The 18,843-nt window shown below is 47.1% G+C and carries 23 protein-coding genes; 1 reads left to right on the forward strand and 22 read right to left on the reverse strand.

Going from position 1 to position 18,843, the window contains the following annotated elements; genetic code table 11:
• Window positions 1-116 precede the first annotated feature (116 nt).
• From ahrC to spoIIIAA, 22 genes are all read right to left on the reverse strand, one after another.
• Window positions 117-566, reverse strand: coding sequence for a transcriptional regulator AhrC/ArgR (gene ahrC / locus AC6CIF_RS04975; RefSeq protein ID WP_017687604.1), 450 nt, complete (start codon window positions 564-566; stop codon window positions 117-119).
• An 84-nt stretch (window positions 567-650) separates the two neighbouring features.
• On the reverse strand, window positions 651-1,136 hold the full coding sequence (locus AC6CIF_RS04980) for a hypothetical protein (protein ID WP_076215803.1): 486 nt from the start codon (window positions 1,134-1,136) through the stop codon (window positions 651-653).
• An 84-nt stretch (window positions 1,137-1,220) separates the two neighbouring features.
• Entirely contained in the window at window positions 1,221-2,066 is an 846-nt protein-coding gene (locus tag AC6CIF_RS04985; protein WP_498198316.1) for a TlyA family RNA methyltransferase, read from the reverse strand.
• A gap of 22 nt (window positions 2,067-2,088) precedes the next feature.
• Window positions 2,089-3,996 (reverse strand): 1-deoxy-D-xylulose-5-phosphate synthase, encoded by a 1,908-nt coding sequence (dxs, locus tag AC6CIF_RS04990; RefSeq protein WP_498198318.1) that lies wholly within the window; start codon window positions 3,994-3,996, stop codon window positions 2,089-2,091.
• 282 nt (window positions 3,997-4,278) lie between these two features.
• Window positions 4,279-5,184: a polyprenyl synthetase family protein gene (locus AC6CIF_RS04995; RefSeq protein WP_498198711.1), complete on the reverse strand. Its 906-nt coding sequence runs from the start codon at window positions 5,182-5,184 to the stop codon at window positions 4,279-4,281.
• On the reverse strand, window positions 5,177-5,434 hold the full coding sequence (gene xseB, locus AC6CIF_RS05000; RefSeq protein WP_498198319.1) for an exodeoxyribonuclease VII small subunit: 258 nt from the start codon (window positions 5,432-5,434) through the stop codon (window positions 5,177-5,179). Before xseB ends, AC6CIF_RS04995 begins: the two co-directional genes overlap by 8 nt.
• On the reverse strand, window positions 5,424-6,788 hold the full coding sequence (gene xseA, locus AC6CIF_RS05005; RefSeq protein WP_498198321.1) for an exodeoxyribonuclease VII large subunit: 1,365 nt from the start codon (window positions 6,786-6,788) through the stop codon (window positions 5,424-5,426). Before xseA ends, xseB begins: the two co-directional genes overlap by 11 nt.
• 10 nt (window positions 6,789-6,798) lie before the next feature.
• On the reverse strand, window positions 6,799-7,656 hold the full coding sequence (folD, locus tag AC6CIF_RS05010; RefSeq protein WP_017687597.1) for a bifunctional methylenetetrahydrofolate dehydrogenase/methenyltetrahydrofolate cyclohydrolase FolD: 858 nt from the start codon (window positions 7,654-7,656) through the stop codon (window positions 6,799-6,801).
• Between the two features lie 117 nt (window positions 7,657-7,773).
• Window positions 7,774-8,226, reverse strand: coding sequence for a transcription antitermination factor NusB (gene nusB / locus AC6CIF_RS05015; protein ID WP_017687596.1), 453 nt, complete (start codon window positions 8,224-8,226; stop codon window positions 7,774-7,776).
• Window positions 8,227-8,448: 222 nt separating this feature from the next.
• Window positions 8,449-8,682 carry a DUF2273 domain-containing protein gene (locus tag AC6CIF_RS05020; protein WP_017687595.1) on the reverse strand — a complete coding sequence of 78 codons (234 nt, stop codon included), beginning with the start codon at window positions 8,680-8,682 and terminating at the stop codon, window positions 8,449-8,451.
• A 14-nt stretch (window positions 8,683-8,696) separates the two neighbouring features.
• The gene (amaP, locus tag AC6CIF_RS05025; RefSeq protein WP_017687594.1) at window positions 8,697-9,236 is read right to left on the reverse strand and encodes an alkaline shock response membrane anchor protein AmaP; all 540 of its coding nucleotides are present in this window, start codon (window positions 9,234-9,236) and stop codon (window positions 8,697-8,699) included.
• Between the two features lie 146 nt (window positions 9,237-9,382).
• Window positions 9,383-9,793: an Asp23/Gls24 family envelope stress response protein gene (locus tag AC6CIF_RS05030; RefSeq protein ID WP_017687593.1), complete on the reverse strand. Its 411-nt coding sequence runs from the start codon at window positions 9,791-9,793 to the stop codon at window positions 9,383-9,385.
• A 217-nt stretch (window positions 9,794-10,010) separates the two neighbouring features.
• A complete protein-coding gene (gene accC / locus AC6CIF_RS05035) occupies window positions 10,011-11,354 on the reverse strand; it encodes an acetyl-CoA carboxylase biotin carboxylase subunit (RefSeq protein ID WP_036614375.1) in 1,344 nt (447 codons plus the stop codon).
• 55 nt (window positions 11,355-11,409) lie between these two features.
• Window positions 11,410-11,874, reverse strand: coding sequence for an acetyl-CoA carboxylase biotin carboxyl carrier protein (accB, locus tag AC6CIF_RS05040; RefSeq protein WP_036614903.1), 465 nt, complete (start codon window positions 11,872-11,874; stop codon window positions 11,410-11,412).
• Between the two features lie 139 nt (window positions 11,875-12,013).
• Entirely contained in the window at window positions 12,014-12,844 is an 831-nt protein-coding gene (locus AC6CIF_RS05045) for a SpoIIIAH-like family protein (protein WP_498198325.1), read from the reverse strand.
• Between the two features lie 66 nt (window positions 12,845-12,910).
• Window positions 12,911-13,549, reverse strand: coding sequence for a stage III sporulation protein AG (gene spoIIIAG / locus AC6CIF_RS05050; RefSeq protein ID WP_036614381.1), 639 nt, complete (start codon window positions 13,547-13,549; stop codon window positions 12,911-12,913).
• Window positions 13,550-13,564: 15 nt separating this feature from the next.
• Window positions 13,565-14,395 carry a stage III sporulation protein AF gene (spoIIIAF, locus tag AC6CIF_RS05055; protein WP_498198327.1) on the reverse strand — a complete coding sequence of 277 codons (831 nt, stop codon included), beginning with the start codon at window positions 14,393-14,395 and terminating at the stop codon, window positions 13,565-13,567.
• 31 nt (window positions 14,396-14,426) lie between these two features.
• The gene (spoIIIAE, locus tag AC6CIF_RS05060; protein WP_498198713.1) at window positions 14,427-15,569 is read right to left on the reverse strand and encodes a stage III sporulation protein AE; all 1,143 of its coding nucleotides are present in this window, start codon (window positions 15,567-15,569) and stop codon (window positions 14,427-14,429) included.
• A 68-nt stretch (window positions 15,570-15,637) separates the two neighbouring features.
• A complete protein-coding gene (spoIIIAD, locus tag AC6CIF_RS05065; RefSeq protein WP_017687586.1) occupies window positions 15,638-16,027 on the reverse strand; it encodes a stage III sporulation protein AD in 390 nt (129 codons plus the stop codon).
• A 32-nt stretch (window positions 16,028-16,059) separates the two neighbouring features.
• Window positions 16,060-16,263 carry a stage III sporulation protein AC gene (gene spoIIIAC / locus AC6CIF_RS05070; RefSeq protein ID WP_017687585.1) on the reverse strand — a complete coding sequence of 68 codons (204 nt, stop codon included), beginning with the start codon at window positions 16,261-16,263 and terminating at the stop codon, window positions 16,060-16,062.
• A gap of 29 nt (window positions 16,264-16,292) precedes the next feature.
• Entirely contained in the window at window positions 16,293-16,811 is a 519-nt protein-coding gene (gene spoIIIAB / locus AC6CIF_RS05075; protein ID WP_036614389.1) for a stage III sporulation protein SpoIIIAB, read from the reverse strand.
• Window positions 16,804-17,808, reverse strand: coding sequence for a stage III sporulation protein AA (gene spoIIIAA / locus AC6CIF_RS05080; RefSeq protein WP_498198330.1), 1,005 nt, complete (start codon window positions 17,806-17,808; stop codon window positions 16,804-16,806). Before spoIIIAA ends, spoIIIAB begins: the two co-directional genes overlap by 8 nt.
• Before the next feature lie 263 nt (window positions 17,809-18,071).
• On the opposite strand from spoIIIAA, the gene AC6CIF_RS05085 reads away from it, so the two are divergent.
• A complete protein-coding gene (locus tag AC6CIF_RS05085; RefSeq protein ID WP_498198331.1) occupies window positions 18,072-18,821 on the forward strand; it encodes a 2-phosphosulfolactate phosphatase in 750 nt (249 codons plus the stop codon).
• Window positions 18,822-18,843 lie beyond the last annotated feature (22 nt).

The raw sequence follows: 18,843 nt of genomic DNA on the forward strand, positions 1-18,843 counted from the left end.
ATGGAATTTAGCCGAAATGTCCGTTGCTCACGTAGTTTTCTCTACGCTCCGCTACTCCATTTCTAGCTTCATCCCATCTTCTCGGTACTGAAAACCGATCTTTTTGAACACGCACTTTAAGCAATATAACCCATGATCCGCTCAATAACGGTCACACTGTTACCTTCAGTCCGGCAGATAATCAGAATGGTATCATCTCCACAGATCGTCCCCATGACTTCATTCCACTCAATATTATCAAGCAAAGCTGCAATGGAGTTGGCTGTTCCTGGCAAACATTTCATCACAACCAGATTGTTTGTGTGATCAATGTGCAAGAAGTTGTCAACGAGTGCACGCTTCAACTTTTGAATCGGATTATATCGTTGATCTGTTGGCAAAGAGTATTTGTATCTTCCGTCATCCATCGGAATCTTGATTAACAGAAGTTCCTTGATATCCCGGGATACCGTCGCCTGAGTCACCTGAAAACCTGATTTGCGTAGTGCTTCAACCAGATCATCCTGGGTCTCAATTTCATTTTGACTAATGATTTCACGAATCTTGATGTGCCTTTGTCCTTTCATACATGCCTCCAGTTAAATGTATTGCAATAAAGCAGCATTTGTAATTCGCCGCAGACTTTGCCCTGCAATGTTCATTCTTTTATATTAGTCCAGATCATCCCCATCATACACATCTTCCTGATAGTCCATGAGCCTGATTAACTTAATATCGGAATCCTCCACGTCAACATACAGCAATCCTTCACAGCCAGGATATAACAACAGATAATTGAGGAAGCGATCCCTTAGCGCAGGGCCGGTCATTTCAATTGGCTGTCTGCGACGGGACGTTTTCACCAAGTATCTGAGATCCTCACGTTCTGCAACATAATCAATGAATAATCTGCTGTAATAAACGGATTCATTGGCCTCAAAAGCCAGAGGGACTTTCATTTTGCCACCGATGACTTCGTAACCCTGTGCTTCAAGCAAATCCAATGCCGGGGAATCCTGAATCTTCACGTTCAGTTGCATTCCAGACAAGCTTACCGGCATCGGTCGGTTTACCCAATTACGTAAGCCAAAGAACAACCACAAGATCAAACAGACAGCAAGTACACCTATAACGATTGTGTCATATTGACCATCCATTATCGCTCACCTCGAAGACATATTCGAGGTTCAGTAACGATTTCCCTTTACATCAATCACCTTTCCAGCGAAAAGAAACCCATCTTATGATGAGTTTCCCTTAAATGTATGAGCTGCTTCCTTTGCAACTTGCTCTGCAAGTGCGTCAAGTGAAGCTGGATCGATCTCTGGTTGTGTTGCCTCTGGTGCTTCCAGACGCCAATGTGCGAGAAATTCGATATTACCTTCTCCACCGGTTATCGGTGAAAAAGTTAAACTCTGCAGATGCAAACCAAGTTGACTGGAAAAATGAAGCATTGTCTGCAATACATCCTTGTGTACCTTCGTATCACGTACCACACCGGACTTGCCTACTTTTTCACGCCCTGCCTCAAATTGAGGTTTAATCAATGCAACGATATCTGCAGGTTGTTTCAAAAGAGCCAGAAGTGGCGGCAATATGATTCGCAGTGAAATGAACGACACATCAATGCTCGCAAAGTTCGGCACGGGTCCCGTCAGATCTTCAGGAGTCACATAGCGGAAATTAGTTCGTTCCATAACAGTAACCCGCTCATCATTACGCAAAGACCAGTCGAGCTGATTATACCCCACATCAATAGCGTAGACGTGAGACGCGCCATGCTGAAGTGCACAATCCGTAAATCCACCGGTGGATGAACCAATGTCGAGCATGACAAGTCCATTCATATCAAGGCCGAAATGACGGATCGCTTTTTCGAGCTTCAATCCGCCTCTGCCGACATAGGGATGTACCGAGCCTTTAACTTTCAGCTCGGCTTCCCTTGGAATTTTCATGCCCGCCTTTTCGATCGGCTCATTATTGGCATATACCAGTCCAGCCATGATTGCAGCTTTTGCTTTCTCACGACTTTCATAATAGCCCTGCTCAACCAGCAGAACATCAATTCGTTCTTTCGGGAGTGACATGTCTGTCTCCTATCATGTAAATTTACGAAGGAAAACGTGTTTTGGGTATGCCGTAAGATGATTGGACAGCCATCTTGCGCAGTTCAGCACATACATTTTCAACGGTAAGACCCACTTCCTCACGTTGTTCCTTAATACTGCCATGCTCGATGAAGCGATCGGGAATTCCCATCAATTGTACATGAACATCATGTAGTCCCTGTTCTGCATAAAACTCCAGCACTGCACTACCCATGCTACCTGCTTGGGATGTTTCTTCAAGTACAATCAATTTGGTGCCTCGAACAGCTAAATCACGCAACATTTGCTCGTCAAGAGGTTTCAGGAAGCGAGCGTTGATTACGCCTGCTGTAATCCCTTCCCGTTTCACCATCTCTGCTGCTTCTTCTGCAAGTTGCACCATCGATCCTGAAGCGATGACAGCATATCCCTCCGATGGACGCAGTTGCTCCCATGATCCGATCGGAATCGGAACAAGTACATCATCCAGAGGTACACCAACCACATTGTTTCGCGGATAACGGTAAGCAATCGGACCTTCATTATAATCAAGCGCCGTTTTCATCATGTGACGCAATTCATTTTCGTCTTTTGGCATCATCAGAACGATATTTGGAATATGGCGCATAAATGCCACATCATATACCCCTTGATGTGTTTCCCCATCCGGACCAACAAACCCGGCACGGTCAATAGCAAACATCACGTTAGCGTTATGTCGGCAAATATCATGTACAATCTGATCATATGCACGCTGCATAAACGTAGAATACACGGCAAAAACCGGCTTCAAGCCTTCCATAGCCAGTGCAGCACACATGGTTGCCGCATGCTGTTCTGCGATCCCTACGTCAATCATGCGGTCAGGAAATTCCTTACTAAAAGGAATGAGACCTGATCCTGTGGGCATTGCTGGCGTTACAGCTACGATCCGCTTATCCTGCTTCGCAAGATCAATTAGCGTTTGACCAAACACTTCCGTGTACATCGGTTTTCCGACTGCCTTCAGCACTTGCCCAGATTCAATTTTGTACGGAGAAATCCCGTGCCACTTGTGCGAATCGGCTTCTGCTGGCTGATAACCTTTGCCTTTGGTCGTGAGCACGTGAACGAGCACAGGACCATCAACGTTATCTGCCTGTTTGAAGGTTTCAATCAATTTGGGAATATCGTGCCCATCAATCGGTCCCAAATATGTGAAGCCCAGTTCTTCGAAAAGAACACCTGGTACCATCATATATTTGACACTATCTTTGATCCAGCTTGCCGATTTGGCCAAACGGTCCCCAATAGCTGGAATTTTTTTAAGCATGCCCTCGACATCATCTTTCGCTTTCAGATAATGACGATCCGAGCGAATCTTGCTCAAATATTTATGCATGGCTCCAACGTTTGGAGCTATGGACATTTCATTATCATTCAGAATAACCATCAGTTTTCTCTGCTCATGACCAATATGATTGAGGGCCTCAAAAGCCATACCACCTGTAAGCGCTCCATCACCTATCATCGCGATGACTTGATTGTTCTCACCCTTCAGATCACGTGCAAGGGCCATCCCCATCGCAGCGGACAATGAAGTACTGCTGTGTCCAGCTTCCCATACATCATGTTCGCTTTCGTTGCGTTTGACAAACCCGCACAGGCCATTATGTTGACGCAATGTATCAAAACGATCCATACGCCCTGTCAGGACTTTATGCACATAAGCCTGATGCCCTACATCAAAAATCATTTTGTCTGCTGGACTGTTATAGCAGTAATGCAGGGCTACCGTGAGCTCAACCACGCCTAAGTTGGGTGCGAGATGCCCACCTGTAACAGACAGCTTCTCAATCAGAAACTGCCGGATCTCTGCCGACAAAAGGGCAAGATCATCCTGAGACATCGACTTTAGATCACTGGGTTGTTTAATTTGTGGAAGCAGCACGAGAATCTCCCCGCTTTCCTAGATTGTTTAGTTATTGTTGTAAATCGATATATACATTATGAATCAAATGACATTAAATCATTATAACATAAAAGAACAAGAATCATAATTTACTGCACTATACTCCCGATAACGAGCATTCTCGCCAGCAAGTTATTTAAAATTCTTCTCCATATGTATTCACGCATCCACTCGGAACAGCTCTTTCCATCTACTCGGAAAAAGGACATTACATTCATTACACGGTTACATAGATTTTGAAACAGACCGCTCCGTCAGAATCTAATGGTCACGACTCATCAGATAATCTGCAATTTCCAGCAATCTGGATGAATCAGGTAACTCGGCTCTTTCAAGTGCATCCTTGGCAGATTGGGTAAGGGATTTCACTTCATCTACAGAAGCCTCCATGCCAATAAAATAAGGATACGTTACCTTCTGCTGATTCACATCGCTCTGTGTTTTCTTGCCCATCTTTTGCTCGTCGCCCGTCAGATCGAGAATATCATCCTGAATCTGGAACGCCAGCCCCAGATCACGTCCAAACACACGCAGTGCTTCCAATTGTCCTTCCGTTGCTCCACCGATTCGTGCTCCTGCAATGAGGGAGAAAACAATCAGGTCGCCCGTTTTGTGCAAATGAATATATTGGAGCTGTGCAAGATCAGTCATGCCTTGCTCGCCTTCCATATCCGCAACTTGACCGCCGACCATACCTCTTGCTCCAGCAAGTTCGGACATGTCCTCTACGATGGACAGCAACGCATCTGCCGCCACACCACTGCGGCGTCCAGCTTGAACAATGCTATAAAAAGCATGCGTTAACAGCGCATCGCCTGCCAATATGGCTGTTGCTTCACCATATACCTTATGATTCGTTAATTTTCCTCTACGGTAATCATCATTATCCATAGCAGGCAGGTCGTCGTGGATCAGTGAATACGTATGAACCATCTCCACGGCGCAGGCTACCGGCATTGCAGCTGTACGCTGTGCACCGAAGGCTTCCGCCGCAGCAACGACCAGAAGAGGACGAAGGCGTTTGCCTCCGGCCATGAGTGAGTACTGCATCGCATCCGTCAGCGATTGGGGTACATCCCAGTGATCGGGAAGCGTATGTTTCAACGCTTCTGTCACCTCAGCTGTGACCTCTTCGAGGTATGCTTGAAACGAAGGACGATTACTCATGGACTTCACCGCTCTCATCGTCAGCACTTCCGAAAGGCTTCTTGCGAAGCTCTCCATCTTCTTCTACGATCATCTCGATCTTGCGTTCCACTTGTTCCAGCTTCAGACTGCAAAGTTGCGAAAGTTTCATCCCGCGTTGAAACAGATCGATGGCCTGTTCCAACGGAACATCACCATGTTCCAGCTGACCTACGATGTCTTCCAATGCCGCCATTGCCTCTTCAAAATTCAATTCCGGTTCATTCGCCATGGGTATTGTCGTCCTCCTTCATTCCCCAAACCTGACAGTCCAGCTGTCCGTCTGTTAATTTAATCTTAATTGAATCTCCAGGCTGTACATCTTTCGTTGACTTGATCAATCGCTGTTCTTGCTCATCATAGACAAGGCTGTATCCCCGTGACATGACTTTAAGCGGGCTAAGCGCATCCAGATGCCGCACAGATGATTTCCACTGTTGCTGCTTCGACCTGGTTATAGACCTGATCGCAAGTTCCAGTTGTCTGCGTGCTGCCGCATTCTCACGGCGTGCTGCATTAACCTGCTCACGAGGATTGAATCGTTGCAGTGCTGCCCGCAGACGCTCCTGCTTCTCTCCTGTCCATTTCATACGTGTATCCACTGTTCTCACAAGCCGTTGGTGCATCATATCCAGTCGTTCCGTATGCTGCATCAAGGTACGTCTTGGATGCACCAGCACTGGCGAACGCTGTAATCTTGCAAGCCGTTCACGATTATGTACAGCACGCTGACGTAAGCTGTGCTGTAACTGACGCTGCCGTTGTCCGATCTGATCAAGCAACTCAGCTCGATTAGGTACAGCTAATTCAGCAGCTGCTGTAGGTGTAGCCGCACGCAAATCGGCTGCAAAATCTGCAATAGTGAAGTCCGTTTCGTGCCCAACCGCAGAAATGACAGGAATATCCGAAGCAACTATTGCTCTTGCCACAATCTCCTCATTAAAGGCCCACAACTCCTCCAGTGAACCGCCTCCGCGTCCAACGATAAGAACGTCTGCTTCTCCCATCCGGTTCAAGTTGGCAATCGCTTTGACGATGGAAGGTGCTGCACCTTTGCCTTGAACCAGAACAGGATACAAAACAACTTTGGCAGAAGGGTATCTGCGCTGGAGTGTGATCATAATGTCTCGCACCGCCGCTCCCGTCGGTGAAGTTACAACCCCGATGGTCTGTGGATAACGAGGGACCTGTCTTTTTCGCGAAGGTGAAAATAACCCTTCATCCTCAAGCTTTTTCTTCAGCTGTTCGTAAGCCAGATACAGACTTCCAATTCCGTCCGGCTGCATATGGGTAGCGTAGAATTGATACTGCCCATCCCGTTCATACACCGAGACATTACCACGGGCAATAACCCTTGCACCCTCCTTCGGTACAAAGGGTAATCGCTGGTTATGGGACGCAAACATAATTGACTTGATTCGGCTGTCCTTGTCCTTCAATGTAAAATACATATGGCCGCTGGAGTGATGTGTGAAATTCGAAATCTCCCCGCGCAGCCAGACGTCCGACAGGACCTGATCCGATTCCAGTTTCATCCGGATGTATCGGTTCAGGTCTTTGATGGAGTAGATCTTTTGATCTGCCACAGACAAAACCCTAGGCCAATCCGTGAGCGCGCTTGGCAGCGATCAATGTATTTTGCATCAGCATTGTGATTGTCATCGGACCAACACCACCAGGAACGGGTGTAATTGGACCAGAAACTTCTTTCACACTCTCGAAATCAACATCTCCTGCCAGTTTGCCATTCTCCAAACGGTTCATGCCGACATCAATAACAACAGCACCTGGTTTCACAAAATCAGCATCCACAAAATTAGCACGACCGATGGCTACAACCAAAATATCCGCCTGACGTGTAATTTCTTTCATGTTGGCTGTGCGGGAATGACACATCGTTACCGTTGCATTCTCACGTTGCAGTAACAGCGATACCGGTTTACCAACGATGTTACTTCTTCCGATGACCACCGCATGTTTACCGGACATTTCCAGTCCAGTACGTTTGATCAGCTCAATTACACCCGCCGGGGTACATGGGAGCAGACTATCGTCTCCAATAACAAGATTACCAACATTGACTGGATGGAATCCGTCTACGTCTTTATCCACGGCAATTGCATCAATGACCGCTTTCTCTTCGATATGTTTCGGTAATGGGAGTTGAACCAAAATTCCGTTAATGGATTGTTGATTGTTCAGCTTGTCCACCAGCGCAAGCAGATCTTCTTGGGACGTATCTGCATCCAAACGATGCACTTCAGAGTAGAAACCGAGGTCGTGACATGCTTTTTCTTTATTACGCACATAGACTTGGGATGCCGGATCTTCCCCGACGAGCACAACAGCCAGACCAGGTACTACCCCCTGTTCGCTAAGCTGTTTTACTTCTGTTGTCATGCTTGCGCGGATCTCTTGGGATACTTCTTTACCGTTAATAATAGATGCTGTCATTGTACTCTCTCTCCCTTATGTGAATATAAATTTAGAGGTTGTTCAAAAAGCCCGCTTTTGATTACGAAGGATACTAAAAACCGGTCTTTTTGAACACACACTATAATTAATCATAACTTAAGATAATTTTGCTTTAATAGCGTCAACTTCCTGAATCATGCGTCCAAGTACACCATTGACGAACTTGCCGGATTCTTCTGTACCAAAATATTTGGACAGTTCAATCGCTTCATTGACCGATACCTTTGCCGGGATGTCATCACGGAATACCATTTCATACGTTGACAGTCGTAGAATCTGGCGATCTACACGTGACAGACGGCTGATCTGCCAACCTTTCAAATAATCCACAAGCAAACCGTCAATGGCTTCCTTATTGTTCCAGGCTCCTTGTACAATCTCAGTAACATAAGTACGCATTACATCTGCATCGCGGATAACTACTTCGGTTTCATTATCTTCAGCAGCTTCATTGATTAACATGTTTACAGCTTCTGCTGCACCTACCTCATTCATTTCCATCTGATACAGACTTTGTACTGCAATTTCCCTTGCCAAACGTCTTTTCATGTCCTGCCTCCTGCAGCGCTCCGTCTGGAGCGTCATCATGCTTATTTTATAATCCATGCATCCATCTCATCAAATCCTGTATCGGTTAGATCGATGGCTTACACGGTATTGTTATTGTTATCCCTTTTCACAAAAAAACCTGCAATACGTTTCCTCCAAAAAACGGGCAACCTAAACTACAGCTCTATTTTCGGAAGAAACATATTGCAGGGTTCAGGTAGGTCACTTAAACGGACGCCAGCGATCGCCAAGCCATTGTCCCCACTCCCTCCAGGGAATGGACGAACCCAGCTTCGAATCGCTTCGTCTGCCTAACGTATAACCGATGAACACCAAGAGTGCAAAGAACAACATATCCCAAAAACCGATCCATACATAAAGAAATCCAAAAAAGATGCCGCCGATAATCCCGGTAATTCGGCCTCTGTGACTATCCCAAATCTCTTTCCACAGCATCAGTGAAACTCACCTCATTCCACTCGACTCTTGTAGTTAGGCGACTGGGTTACATTAGCGATATACACCGTGACAAAAGAAACCGGGATGCCCGTAATCTCTTGTACATGATCATGAATCGCCTTTTGCAGATCAGAAGTCAGCGCAGGAATAGGTGTCTCACCATCCACTACCGCACGGATCATAATCTCCAGTCCTGACTCAACCACACGTATGCGTGCCTTGACATCACGTACTCCCCGGAAACGGGAAGTTGCCTTCAAACAGAGATTCTCAATCGTCTCCATCGAAATCTGTACATCACCAAACTCAGTACGTTGATCTACAGACGGCAACGATGCACGCTCACGCCGAACCGAGATGTAGAAAAATCGCAAACTCAGGATAAACAAAATCGCTGCTGCAATAACCGACGCAACAATAACGTTTTGTTCCTGCTGGTAATTCAATTCGTAAGGCAGCACACCGCTAATCAGAAGAATGACGGCTGCCGATATTGCTCCAACGCTTATGCTGTATATAAACAACAGAAGCCGATCCAGTATTTTAGCCACGAACTGCACAGCCTCCCTTGCTCACTAACATTACTTAACCAGTTCACTAGCAAAAAATCAGATCCTCATCTAGCTTTCGCTATAATGAAGACCTGTCCAAGACGGGATAACCCCCGGCAGATGATGCCGGGGGAATCTGTCTTCTTTTATTTTACGCGCTGACTGTTCAGGTCGATCTCTTCCACTTTCTCGGTGCTCTTGAACTGAACGTCATGAATGTGCACATTCACTTCATTCACATTCAATCCTGTCATGTTCTCGATGGAACGTTTCACGTTCTGTTGAATCTCCGTAGCTACTTGTGGCAGACGGTATCCGTACTCGATAATTACGGAAACATCAACTGCAGCTTCACGTTGGCCCACTTCAACTTTAACGCCTTTGGAAAGGTTTTTGCGACCAAGCAATTCAGCAAATCCGCCAGCGAATCCGCCACTCATGCCTGCAACACCTTTCACTTCAAGGGTCGCCAATCCAGCAATCACTTCAATAACTTCAGGTGCGATCTGGATTTCACCGATATCCGTTCGTTCAAATTCAGTCGGTAGTGTACTCATAACTGTTCAACACACCTTTCGCGAGATAAGTTTGCGGCCATCCGTCAGGGCGCTGGACTCAGGTTAATCAACCTTCAGAACCCTTCCGGTCCGGCTTTACCGGAACTCCTGCAAACATCCGCGAGGTGCGGGCTTATCCTTTGCAGGAGACATGCGCTCTTATTATTCATACTATATCATTTGGGCTACATTATGACAAACAAGCCCAATATACCTTTTAAATCTCGTTTTCCTCAAGAAATTTGATATCAAAGTCACCACGAATGAACGTTGGGTGCTCCAGCAATTTCTGATGGAAAGGAATAGTTGTAGATATGCCTTCAATCGCAAATTCCCCAAGCGCACGTTTCATCTTGGCAATCGCCTCTTCACGATTCGCTCCCCACACGATCAATTTTGCGATCATGGAGTCATAGAAAGGTGAAATGGTATAACCCGGATAAGCAGCACTATCTACACGAACGCCAGGTCCTCCCGGTGCAAGGTAGAATCCGATTTTGCCTGGTGATGGCATAAAGTTACGGTCCGGATCTTCTGCATTGATACGACATTCAATGGACCAGCCATTGATAACCACGTCTTCCTGACGGAATGAAAGTGGGTTGCCTTCAGCTACCGAGATCATCTCACGGATCAGATCCACGCCAGTAACCATCTCAGTTACAGGGTGCTCTACCTGAATACGTGTATTCATTTCCATAAAATAGAACTCGCCATTCGGACTGAGCAGGAACTCCAATGTACCCGCTCCCGAGTAATCCACAGCAAGGGCAGCCCGTACCGCAGCTTCACCCATCAGTGTACGCACATCTTCGGAGAGAATCGGACACGGCGCTTCCTCTACCAATTTCTGGCGACGACGCTGAACCGAGCAATCACGCTCTCCCAAATGTGCTGCATTTCCGTGTTTATCAGCAATGATCTGAATTTCCACGTGTTTCATACCTGTCAGGAATTTCTCCAGATATACACCTGCATTGCCAAATGCCTTTTGTGCTTCCTGCTGAGCAGCGGTAATCTGCTTAATCAGCGTTTCTTCATCTTCGGCAATACGAATTCCCTTACCTCCGCCACCAGCAGTAGCTTTGATAATGATAGGATATCCGATATCTCTAGCAATCATGATGGCTTCATCCATATTTTCAACAAGGCCGTCTGATCCAGGAATAACAGGTACTCCTGCATCTTTCATCGTCTGTTTAGCAACAGCCTTGTCACCCATTTTGGTGATGGCTTCAGGAGAAGGTCCAATAAACGTAATATTGCAAGACTCACAAATTTCCGCAAAATCAGCATTCTCCGCCAAAAAACCGTATCCAGGGTGGATTGCATCACATTCCGTCAGCGTAGCTACACTCATCAGGTTTGTGAAGTTGAGGTAACTGTCCTTAGACAGTGTCGGTCCGATACAATAAGCCTCATCTGCAAGACGAACATGCAGAGAATCCTTGTCCGCTTCCGAATAGACGGCTACCGTTGAGATGCCGATTTCACGGCAGGCACGAATAATACGTACCGCAATCTCTCCACGGTTCGCAATCAGTATTTTTTGAAATTTCATTTCGTTTTGTCCTCCTTCGAAGCTCATGCGGTTAGCTGTTAACCAGCTATAACGGTTATTCCGGTTTCACCAGGAAAAGGGGCTGCCCATACTCGACCAGCTGTCCGTTCTCAACCAGCACTTCAACGATTTCTCCCTTGATGTCCGCATCAAGCTCGTTCATCAGCTTCATAGCTTCGATGATACATACCGTTGTTTTCTCAACAACTTTATCACCAGCGCTCACAAAAGGACCCGCTTCCGGCGAGGAAGCTCTGTAAAAAGTACCTACCATCGGAGATACAATTTTATGTAAATGACTTGTAGTATCGACCTGCGGTGCAGCTTCACTTACCACTGCTGCCGGCTGTACTTGCGGAGCAGCAATCATTTGCGGTTGCACAGCAGCTGCTTGAACATACTCCGTTTTGCCCGGTTTGCGGATTGATAACCGTGATCCTTCATTTTCAATTTCCAACTCTTGAACGGAACTTTCATCTACCAGTTTAATCAGTTCTTTGATTTCACTCAATTTAAACATTTCCATTATTCACTCCTTCGGCATCATGCCAGTCTCACTAGGACGGTCATATGGCTTTATGTATTATATCATAATCATTAAAAATGGAAAGAGCCCGAGAGTACAACCAGCTCCCGGGACTTCATTTCCATCATTTGGATTACTGTTCTGTGACGTATTGCACGCTGATTTTGTTCTGTGAAACCGCTAATTCTTTCATGACCAGATCTACAATGGATACCGCCTGTTTTACATCCAGTTTGTCACTGAGGACCACAACTTTATACTTGTCGGCATCTTCTTCAACGATCGCATTAGCGAACTGTTGAGAGAGCGTCTCCTCAATGCCAGTGATTTTAGCTTCTTTTTCTTCCAGTGTACGGAGTTGCTCCGTTGCTTTGGCATTCTCCTCTGGTGTTTTGCTCAGATCACCTGCCACGGTCATCAGTTCCTCATACTTGCGATTGTTGCTTTCCTCACGTTGCCACTGGTAGTTCTGGAACTGGCTGCTTGCAGATGCTGTCGTATTCTGCTCTTCCATTTCCTTGAGGACTTCCTCATCTGTCTTGGTTGCGGTGCCGCCTGCCTGACCGTCTGTCTCCGGTGTAGTTGTTGCCCCTTTGTCGGTCTCTTTGTTGGTTTCTTTGCCTGCCTCACCCTTATTCTCGTCTGGTTCGACAGCAGGTGTTTTCTCTGTATTTCCAGCTTCTTTACCTTCCGTAGCCGCCGGTTCTTCCACAGCGCCAGCCGCACTTGGATCACTTTCAACTTCACCGTTATTCACCACTTCATTCACAACCAAACCTTCTGTAGGATCAAGAATGCCTGCCGTCTCCTTGGCTTCCCCTTGCTTGATTCCATCCACTTGCTGACTGTCTGCCACCGGCGCGTTGACTGGACCGGAATCCTCAGTGAACAGATAATACGCGGACAAAATGACCATCAGACTCAGCATGGAAACGAGCCATACCGTTTGACGTTTGTTATTCATTAGAACTTCCTCCTCAAATTGGCTTCAATCTTATGAGAATTGAATCTTGTGATTCAACACATCAGATTAGTCTTGTTTGCGCGGTACAACCGAGATCCGGTAGGCTGCCACATTCAGTCCTTTTTCCACAGCATCGGTTATCAGGTCCTTCACAACCTTGTTCTCTGCACCCCTCGCAACCACAAGCACCCCACGGATCTGCGGCTTGAGCTTTTTGGTCACTATAGGTGTCTGATCCCCTGCTATTTCGTAAGTAATAATCTCGCCATCACGGGTATATTGCGTCATATGTCGTTTGCCCCCGCTAGCATCCGTTTCTTCGGTAAGTTGCTGAGAATCCTTCACATTCCGCTGAACGACCAATTCTTCTGTGGAATCCACGGTAACCATCACATCAACCGTTCCCACACCAACAATGTTTTCCAGCACACCTTTGATCTTGTCTTCAAATGCAATTTCGATCGCCTGAAAAGGATTCTGTTCTGACGGATCACTCTGTATGGATGCCATGGATGTTGCCGGGTCCGGTGGTTCCCGACCGATATTTTCGGAATCAATTTTTTTGACATTGACAAAGGAATTGAACAGCATGATTCCCACCCCGATCAAACCCAGGATAATCAGCCAGCGGAAGGTTTGACTTCGCCTTGCCCCACCCTCTCCGCCACCCATCCAGGTTTCCATCTTTTTGAACCATTGTTTCATCGGACACCCTCCTTCTCAGAGCACTTCAGCACTTTTTGGTTCTGTCACTTGAACGTTGTTCGCATCAATATCCCACTTTTCAGTCAACAATGTAATAATCTGCACCGCATGTTCGGACCTTGTGGATGTCTCACCTTGCTGTTTGTACTCATCTGCCTGATCACGTATAACAGGCTCGGAAGACGCTTCATTTCCATTATGTTGACTTTTACTCACATCAATCTGTACATCAGGCACTTCAATCTGACCGATCTGGATGGGCTGCTGTATTTGATGTGTTTCATCCTTCTCGGATTCTGTGTTTGTACCAAATATGGGTTGTGTATTTGCAGCGATTTCTTGCTGCCCTGCCTTCACTTCTCCTTCTACACCCTCTCCGGCCATCTCGACCAACACACGCTGGATCACAGGCAGTTCGACTGATGAGGCAGCTTCCATCTCCGTTTCATATTTACTCATGGTCAGCTGTACCTCTACGGACCGCACCTTGGCTCCTGTTGTTTCTTCAATCTGACCTTTCATGACATTAGCCAGTTCTTTGGCTGTCCATTGTAAGGATTGTTCCTGTTCATTGGATTGTAGCCGTTTGCCCTGAGCTAATATCTGTTCGAGTGTCGCATTCCCATTCGATGGAGCATCCATTGCAGACATTGCCCGTTTCAGTTCGCCAACCGGATCACTTTTGAGCAGCTTGGTTATGGGTGATAAGAGGGTCAGCAGGATGAGAAGGCTCAGCACAAGCTTGACATAACGTTCCATGGATCGATTGGGCAACAACATATCCACAAAAGTCGCCAGCAGAACGATCATAATCAATTCCTGGAGCCAGTTGCTCAGCCACCCCATCCTTTCCACCCCCTTTCTTGCCAACATACATTCAGCGCATCATGACAGTCAGATTGCCCGCGGTCAGCAAGATGGTAATGGCCAGGAAAAACATCAGTCCGACGGCTGCGAGCGCCGCAAATACGTAGATCATGCTCTTGCCGATGGCCTGGAGGCATCCTACAATCGGGGTGTCTCCTAGTGGTTGCATAATGGCACCAGTTACGTTGTATATCAAGGCAAGAGCCAGGATCTTAAGTGCCGGAAAGGCACATAGAAACAAAATGATGATCACTCCGGTGAGTCCAATTGCATTTTTGACAAGTAAAGAAGCTGTAATTACCGTATCCGTCGCATCCGCAAATGTTCTGCCCACGACAGGGACAAAGTTGCCTGCGATGTATTTGGCGGCCTTCAGGCTGACTCCATCCGCTACCGATCCCGATGCTCCCTGAACCGAGATTACACCCAAAAACATCGTCAGCAGGATACCCAGCAGTGCCACACTAATATTGCGCAGGAGGTCTGCCAGCTGTGTCAGCTTGTACTTGTCAGACAATGAACTGACGAGATGCAGAACAGCTGAGAAGAAGAGTAACGGGAATACCAGCAAGTGAATCAACGTACTCACCAGATGAATCATGAAAATGATGAGTGGATGTGTCACCGAGACGGTGATGACATTACCCATGGACGCAAGCAGTGTGAATAACAAGGGAACCATGGCCATCATGAAGTTGATCATGCCGGTTATGGCATCCTTGGCGTATCCAATCGCCACACTGAAGCTGTTGATTGCAATAATGATGATGACCATATAACAGATGGAATAGGCGATTTTGCTAATATTATTTTTCTCAAATGCGGTCTGAAGTGTCTCCAGAATCATGCTGAGTACACTTAACATCACAATCGTGACCAGAAGTTTGCCATTATATAAAATTTCATGCAGCATGAAGGTTCCTATCGCCACAAACACCGATTTCAGGCTGAATCCTTCATTGCCGGGGATTAACATATCCATGAAGGAAGGGGTCTTCCCCTCCGGGAAGAAACCACCGTATTGTTGCATCAGTTGATCCCAGTATTTCTCCACCTGATCCTTGGGAAGCTGATCGGTCTGCTGCTCCATCCACTCACCGGAAGGCGAGGTTGCAGTAACCTGTCCCAGGATACCAAACAGAAAACAGAGCATCAGCACAACCGTAAGGCGCCACTGCGGCTTATGATGCATTGATTTCATATGAAGTCCGCACGCCCTTTCTACACCGGCATCAGCTTCATGACGGTTTCGATAATAATGCTGATGATCGGTATAGCAAGTACAAGGATCAGTACCTTACCAGCCAGTTCGATCTTGGACGCAATGCTTTCCTGGCCTGCATCCCTGACAATCTGCGCGCCAAATTCAGCGATGTACGCTATGCCAATAATTTTCAGCACTGTTTTCAGATAAATGCTTTCCATGCCTGAATTCTCGGCAAGTCGCTTCAACACTTCGATGACTGCACCGATTTTGCCAATCAACAACATGAAGATAACAATGCCGGTCGCGGCAGCAATCAGAAAGGCAAACATCGGTTTCTGTTCCTTAATGACCAGAATGAGCACGGTTGCGATGAGCGCCAAACCTACAACTTGGATAATTTCCACAGGTCACCACCATCCGGCTTCATGACCGTTTTTCATTGAAAAAGAAATATCGATTTGATCTCTTGTAGCAGGCTGTCCAGCATACGGACCACCATGAACAATACAACGACAAATCCGATTACGGTCACCCAGTGAGCCATATCTTCCTTTCCCATTTGTTTCAGTACCGTGTGAATCATGGCAATGATGATTCCGATACCCGCAATTTGAAAGATTGCGTTCACTTCTAGATTCATGACCTTGGCACCTCACTATCCCGGCTATTTCAGAAGATCAGAATGACGATTAACGCTCCGACAAGCATCCCGAGGCTTCGGCTCATTCGTTCATATTTCATTTGATCGGCCTGGGCGCGGGATTCCTCATGCATTAGTTGTTGAATGGCTAACGATATATGTTTGGTCTGATCCTGACGGTCACTTGTGCCAAGGCTGAAACTTAATTGCAGCATCACTTCCTTCTCGTCAGCCTTCATGGCCGATCTTCCCCACGCCAGATCCACGCCCGATTGCAGACTTTCCCGGGCAGTGAGTCCATGAGGAGGTTCCATCTGTGTAGCTGCATGAAGAAACAGCGTCTTTACAGGTTCTTTGGTCTGTGCTCCCATCTTGCCCATGGCATCGGGAAGTGGAGTGAGCCCATAGTTAATCTCCGTCATTAGTCGCTGGAGGGCTGCAATGAGTTCTCGCAACTGTCTCGGTCTTAATGCGTACTGTCTGGCCTTGTAAAATCCGGCGAGGGTGCTGGCTAACAGAATAATTACCGCACCAAACATGTTAACCAAAGGCTTCACCTCCTGCCCCGGTCTGCTGCAACCCACGCATTTTGCCATCAGCCAGCCGAAAGGTCATGCCCCGGCTCGTCCGTTGCAGCTGGACATAACGTTGAAACATCTGCTCCGTAATTAAGGTTCTGAGGGCGGGTCTGGCCGACAGTTCCGATAGGTCACGGCCATGCGCAGTCGCAATCACTGAGACTCCTGCATGCAGGGCTTCCATCACCGCCTCGGCATCCTCCGGACGACCGATCTCGTCCACAATCAGGACATCGGGTGACATGGAGCGAAGCATCATCATCATGCCCTCAGCCTTCGGACAACCGTCCATCACATCTGTTCGTGGACCTACGTCGAAGCCAGGTACTCCTTTGTAGCTACCAGCGATTTCGGACCTTTCATCCACAATGCCCACTTTCAGCCGCGGACGTATTCCCTGAACCAGTTCAGTTCCCCCTTTAAGCTTTGTACCACTGCTAATTTGTCTCGCCAGATCGCGCAGTAACGTCGTTTTCCCTTGTTGTGGTGGTGATAAGATCAACGTGTGCAGGACCTGTCCGCTCTTCATATCGAGAAGATAAGGAAGAATACGATCAGCCACTCCATGTACCTCACGGGCTACCCGAACGTTAAACCCGTTAATGTCACGCAGGTATTCGACACGCCCACCGCTTAGCACCGTTCGTCCAGCAAGCCCGATTCGATGTCCCCCAGGTATGGTGATGAACCCTTTACGCAGTTCCTCTTCCAATGTATAAAGTGAATGGTTACTGATCAGGTCCAGCAACCTGTGCGTCACTTCTTTCTGAGGAACATACGCTTCTTCAGGATTCCCGGTCGGACAACCTTGAGGTGTCAGGAAGTGGTATGTGTTGCCTGCATTAATCTCCAGGGGTCTGCCTTCACGAATACGTACTTCCTCCACTTGTTCCAATAGAGCGGGTGGCATTCTTCCAAGAATGGTTCGGATCGGTTCCGGAAAAAGTTCCCTCCAGTTCACCTTCATGAGTAGGCTCCTCCAACCTTGAGATCATTTGGTTCACACTTCTGGCGCTTGTTCATATCTCAAGTTTATGCCTGTACATTTAATTTATGACGCTGAAATCTATCAATTCTTCAGAATACGGTTGAGAGTTGAAACCATAGATGCACCTTCTGTTCTAGGCACCCGTCTAGATGTGCATGCATATAGTAATTGCAGATAGGTAAGTTCCATTTCGGTTCAAAACAGAACTACTGATCCCCAGATACAGAAAGGAGTTGTGGGGAGTGCGAGTTGATGTCGTTGGCAATGTGAATGAAGTACGTACTATTGATATTGCAGGGCGAAGTGCAGTTGTCATTGATGTATTGTGTACGACCAGTACAATTGTTACGGCTCTGGCGTATGACGCTTCGGCTGTGATTGCCGTAGAGACCGTTCCACAAGCCAAACAAATGGAAGTGAAAGATTGCATTCGAGGCGGGGAGCGTTTTGACAAAAAAATCACCGGATTCGAGGTGGGTAACTCCCCCTATGAATATATGACTGAGGACATTGTAGATAAAACGATCATACTGACCACAACCGATGGAACCCGCGCCTTGATTAAAGCTTCCAGGGCGAAACATGTACTAGCTGGATCATTTCTCAATGTCAGGGCTGTCGCAGCAGTGCTCTGCCAACTTCAACGAGATGTACTGCTGTTATGTGCGGGGAATCAGGATGAATTTGCACTGGAGGACGCCTTGTGTGCTGGATGTATCATCGAGGAACTGCACCGTCAATCCTGTTCTCCCCTCCAGCTTAACGATCTCGGCATAGTACTTCATCAGGCGGTATCCCAATGTCAGGAGAGCATCCCGGAGCTGGTGCAGGGATCTGTTAGCGGGCGTAGGCTTGAAAAGCTAGGCAGGGTTCATGACATTTCATATTGTTCTCAATTAAACCTGCTGGATTGTGTTCCCGAGATGGGGGAGGGGAACCTCATGCAGCCTTATAGAGGCATACGCGGGGGAAAGATGTTCAAGTTGATGTGAGAATTGCCATGAGAAAAACAAA

Source organism: Paenibacillus sp. GQ49 (genome assembly GCF_059759055.1).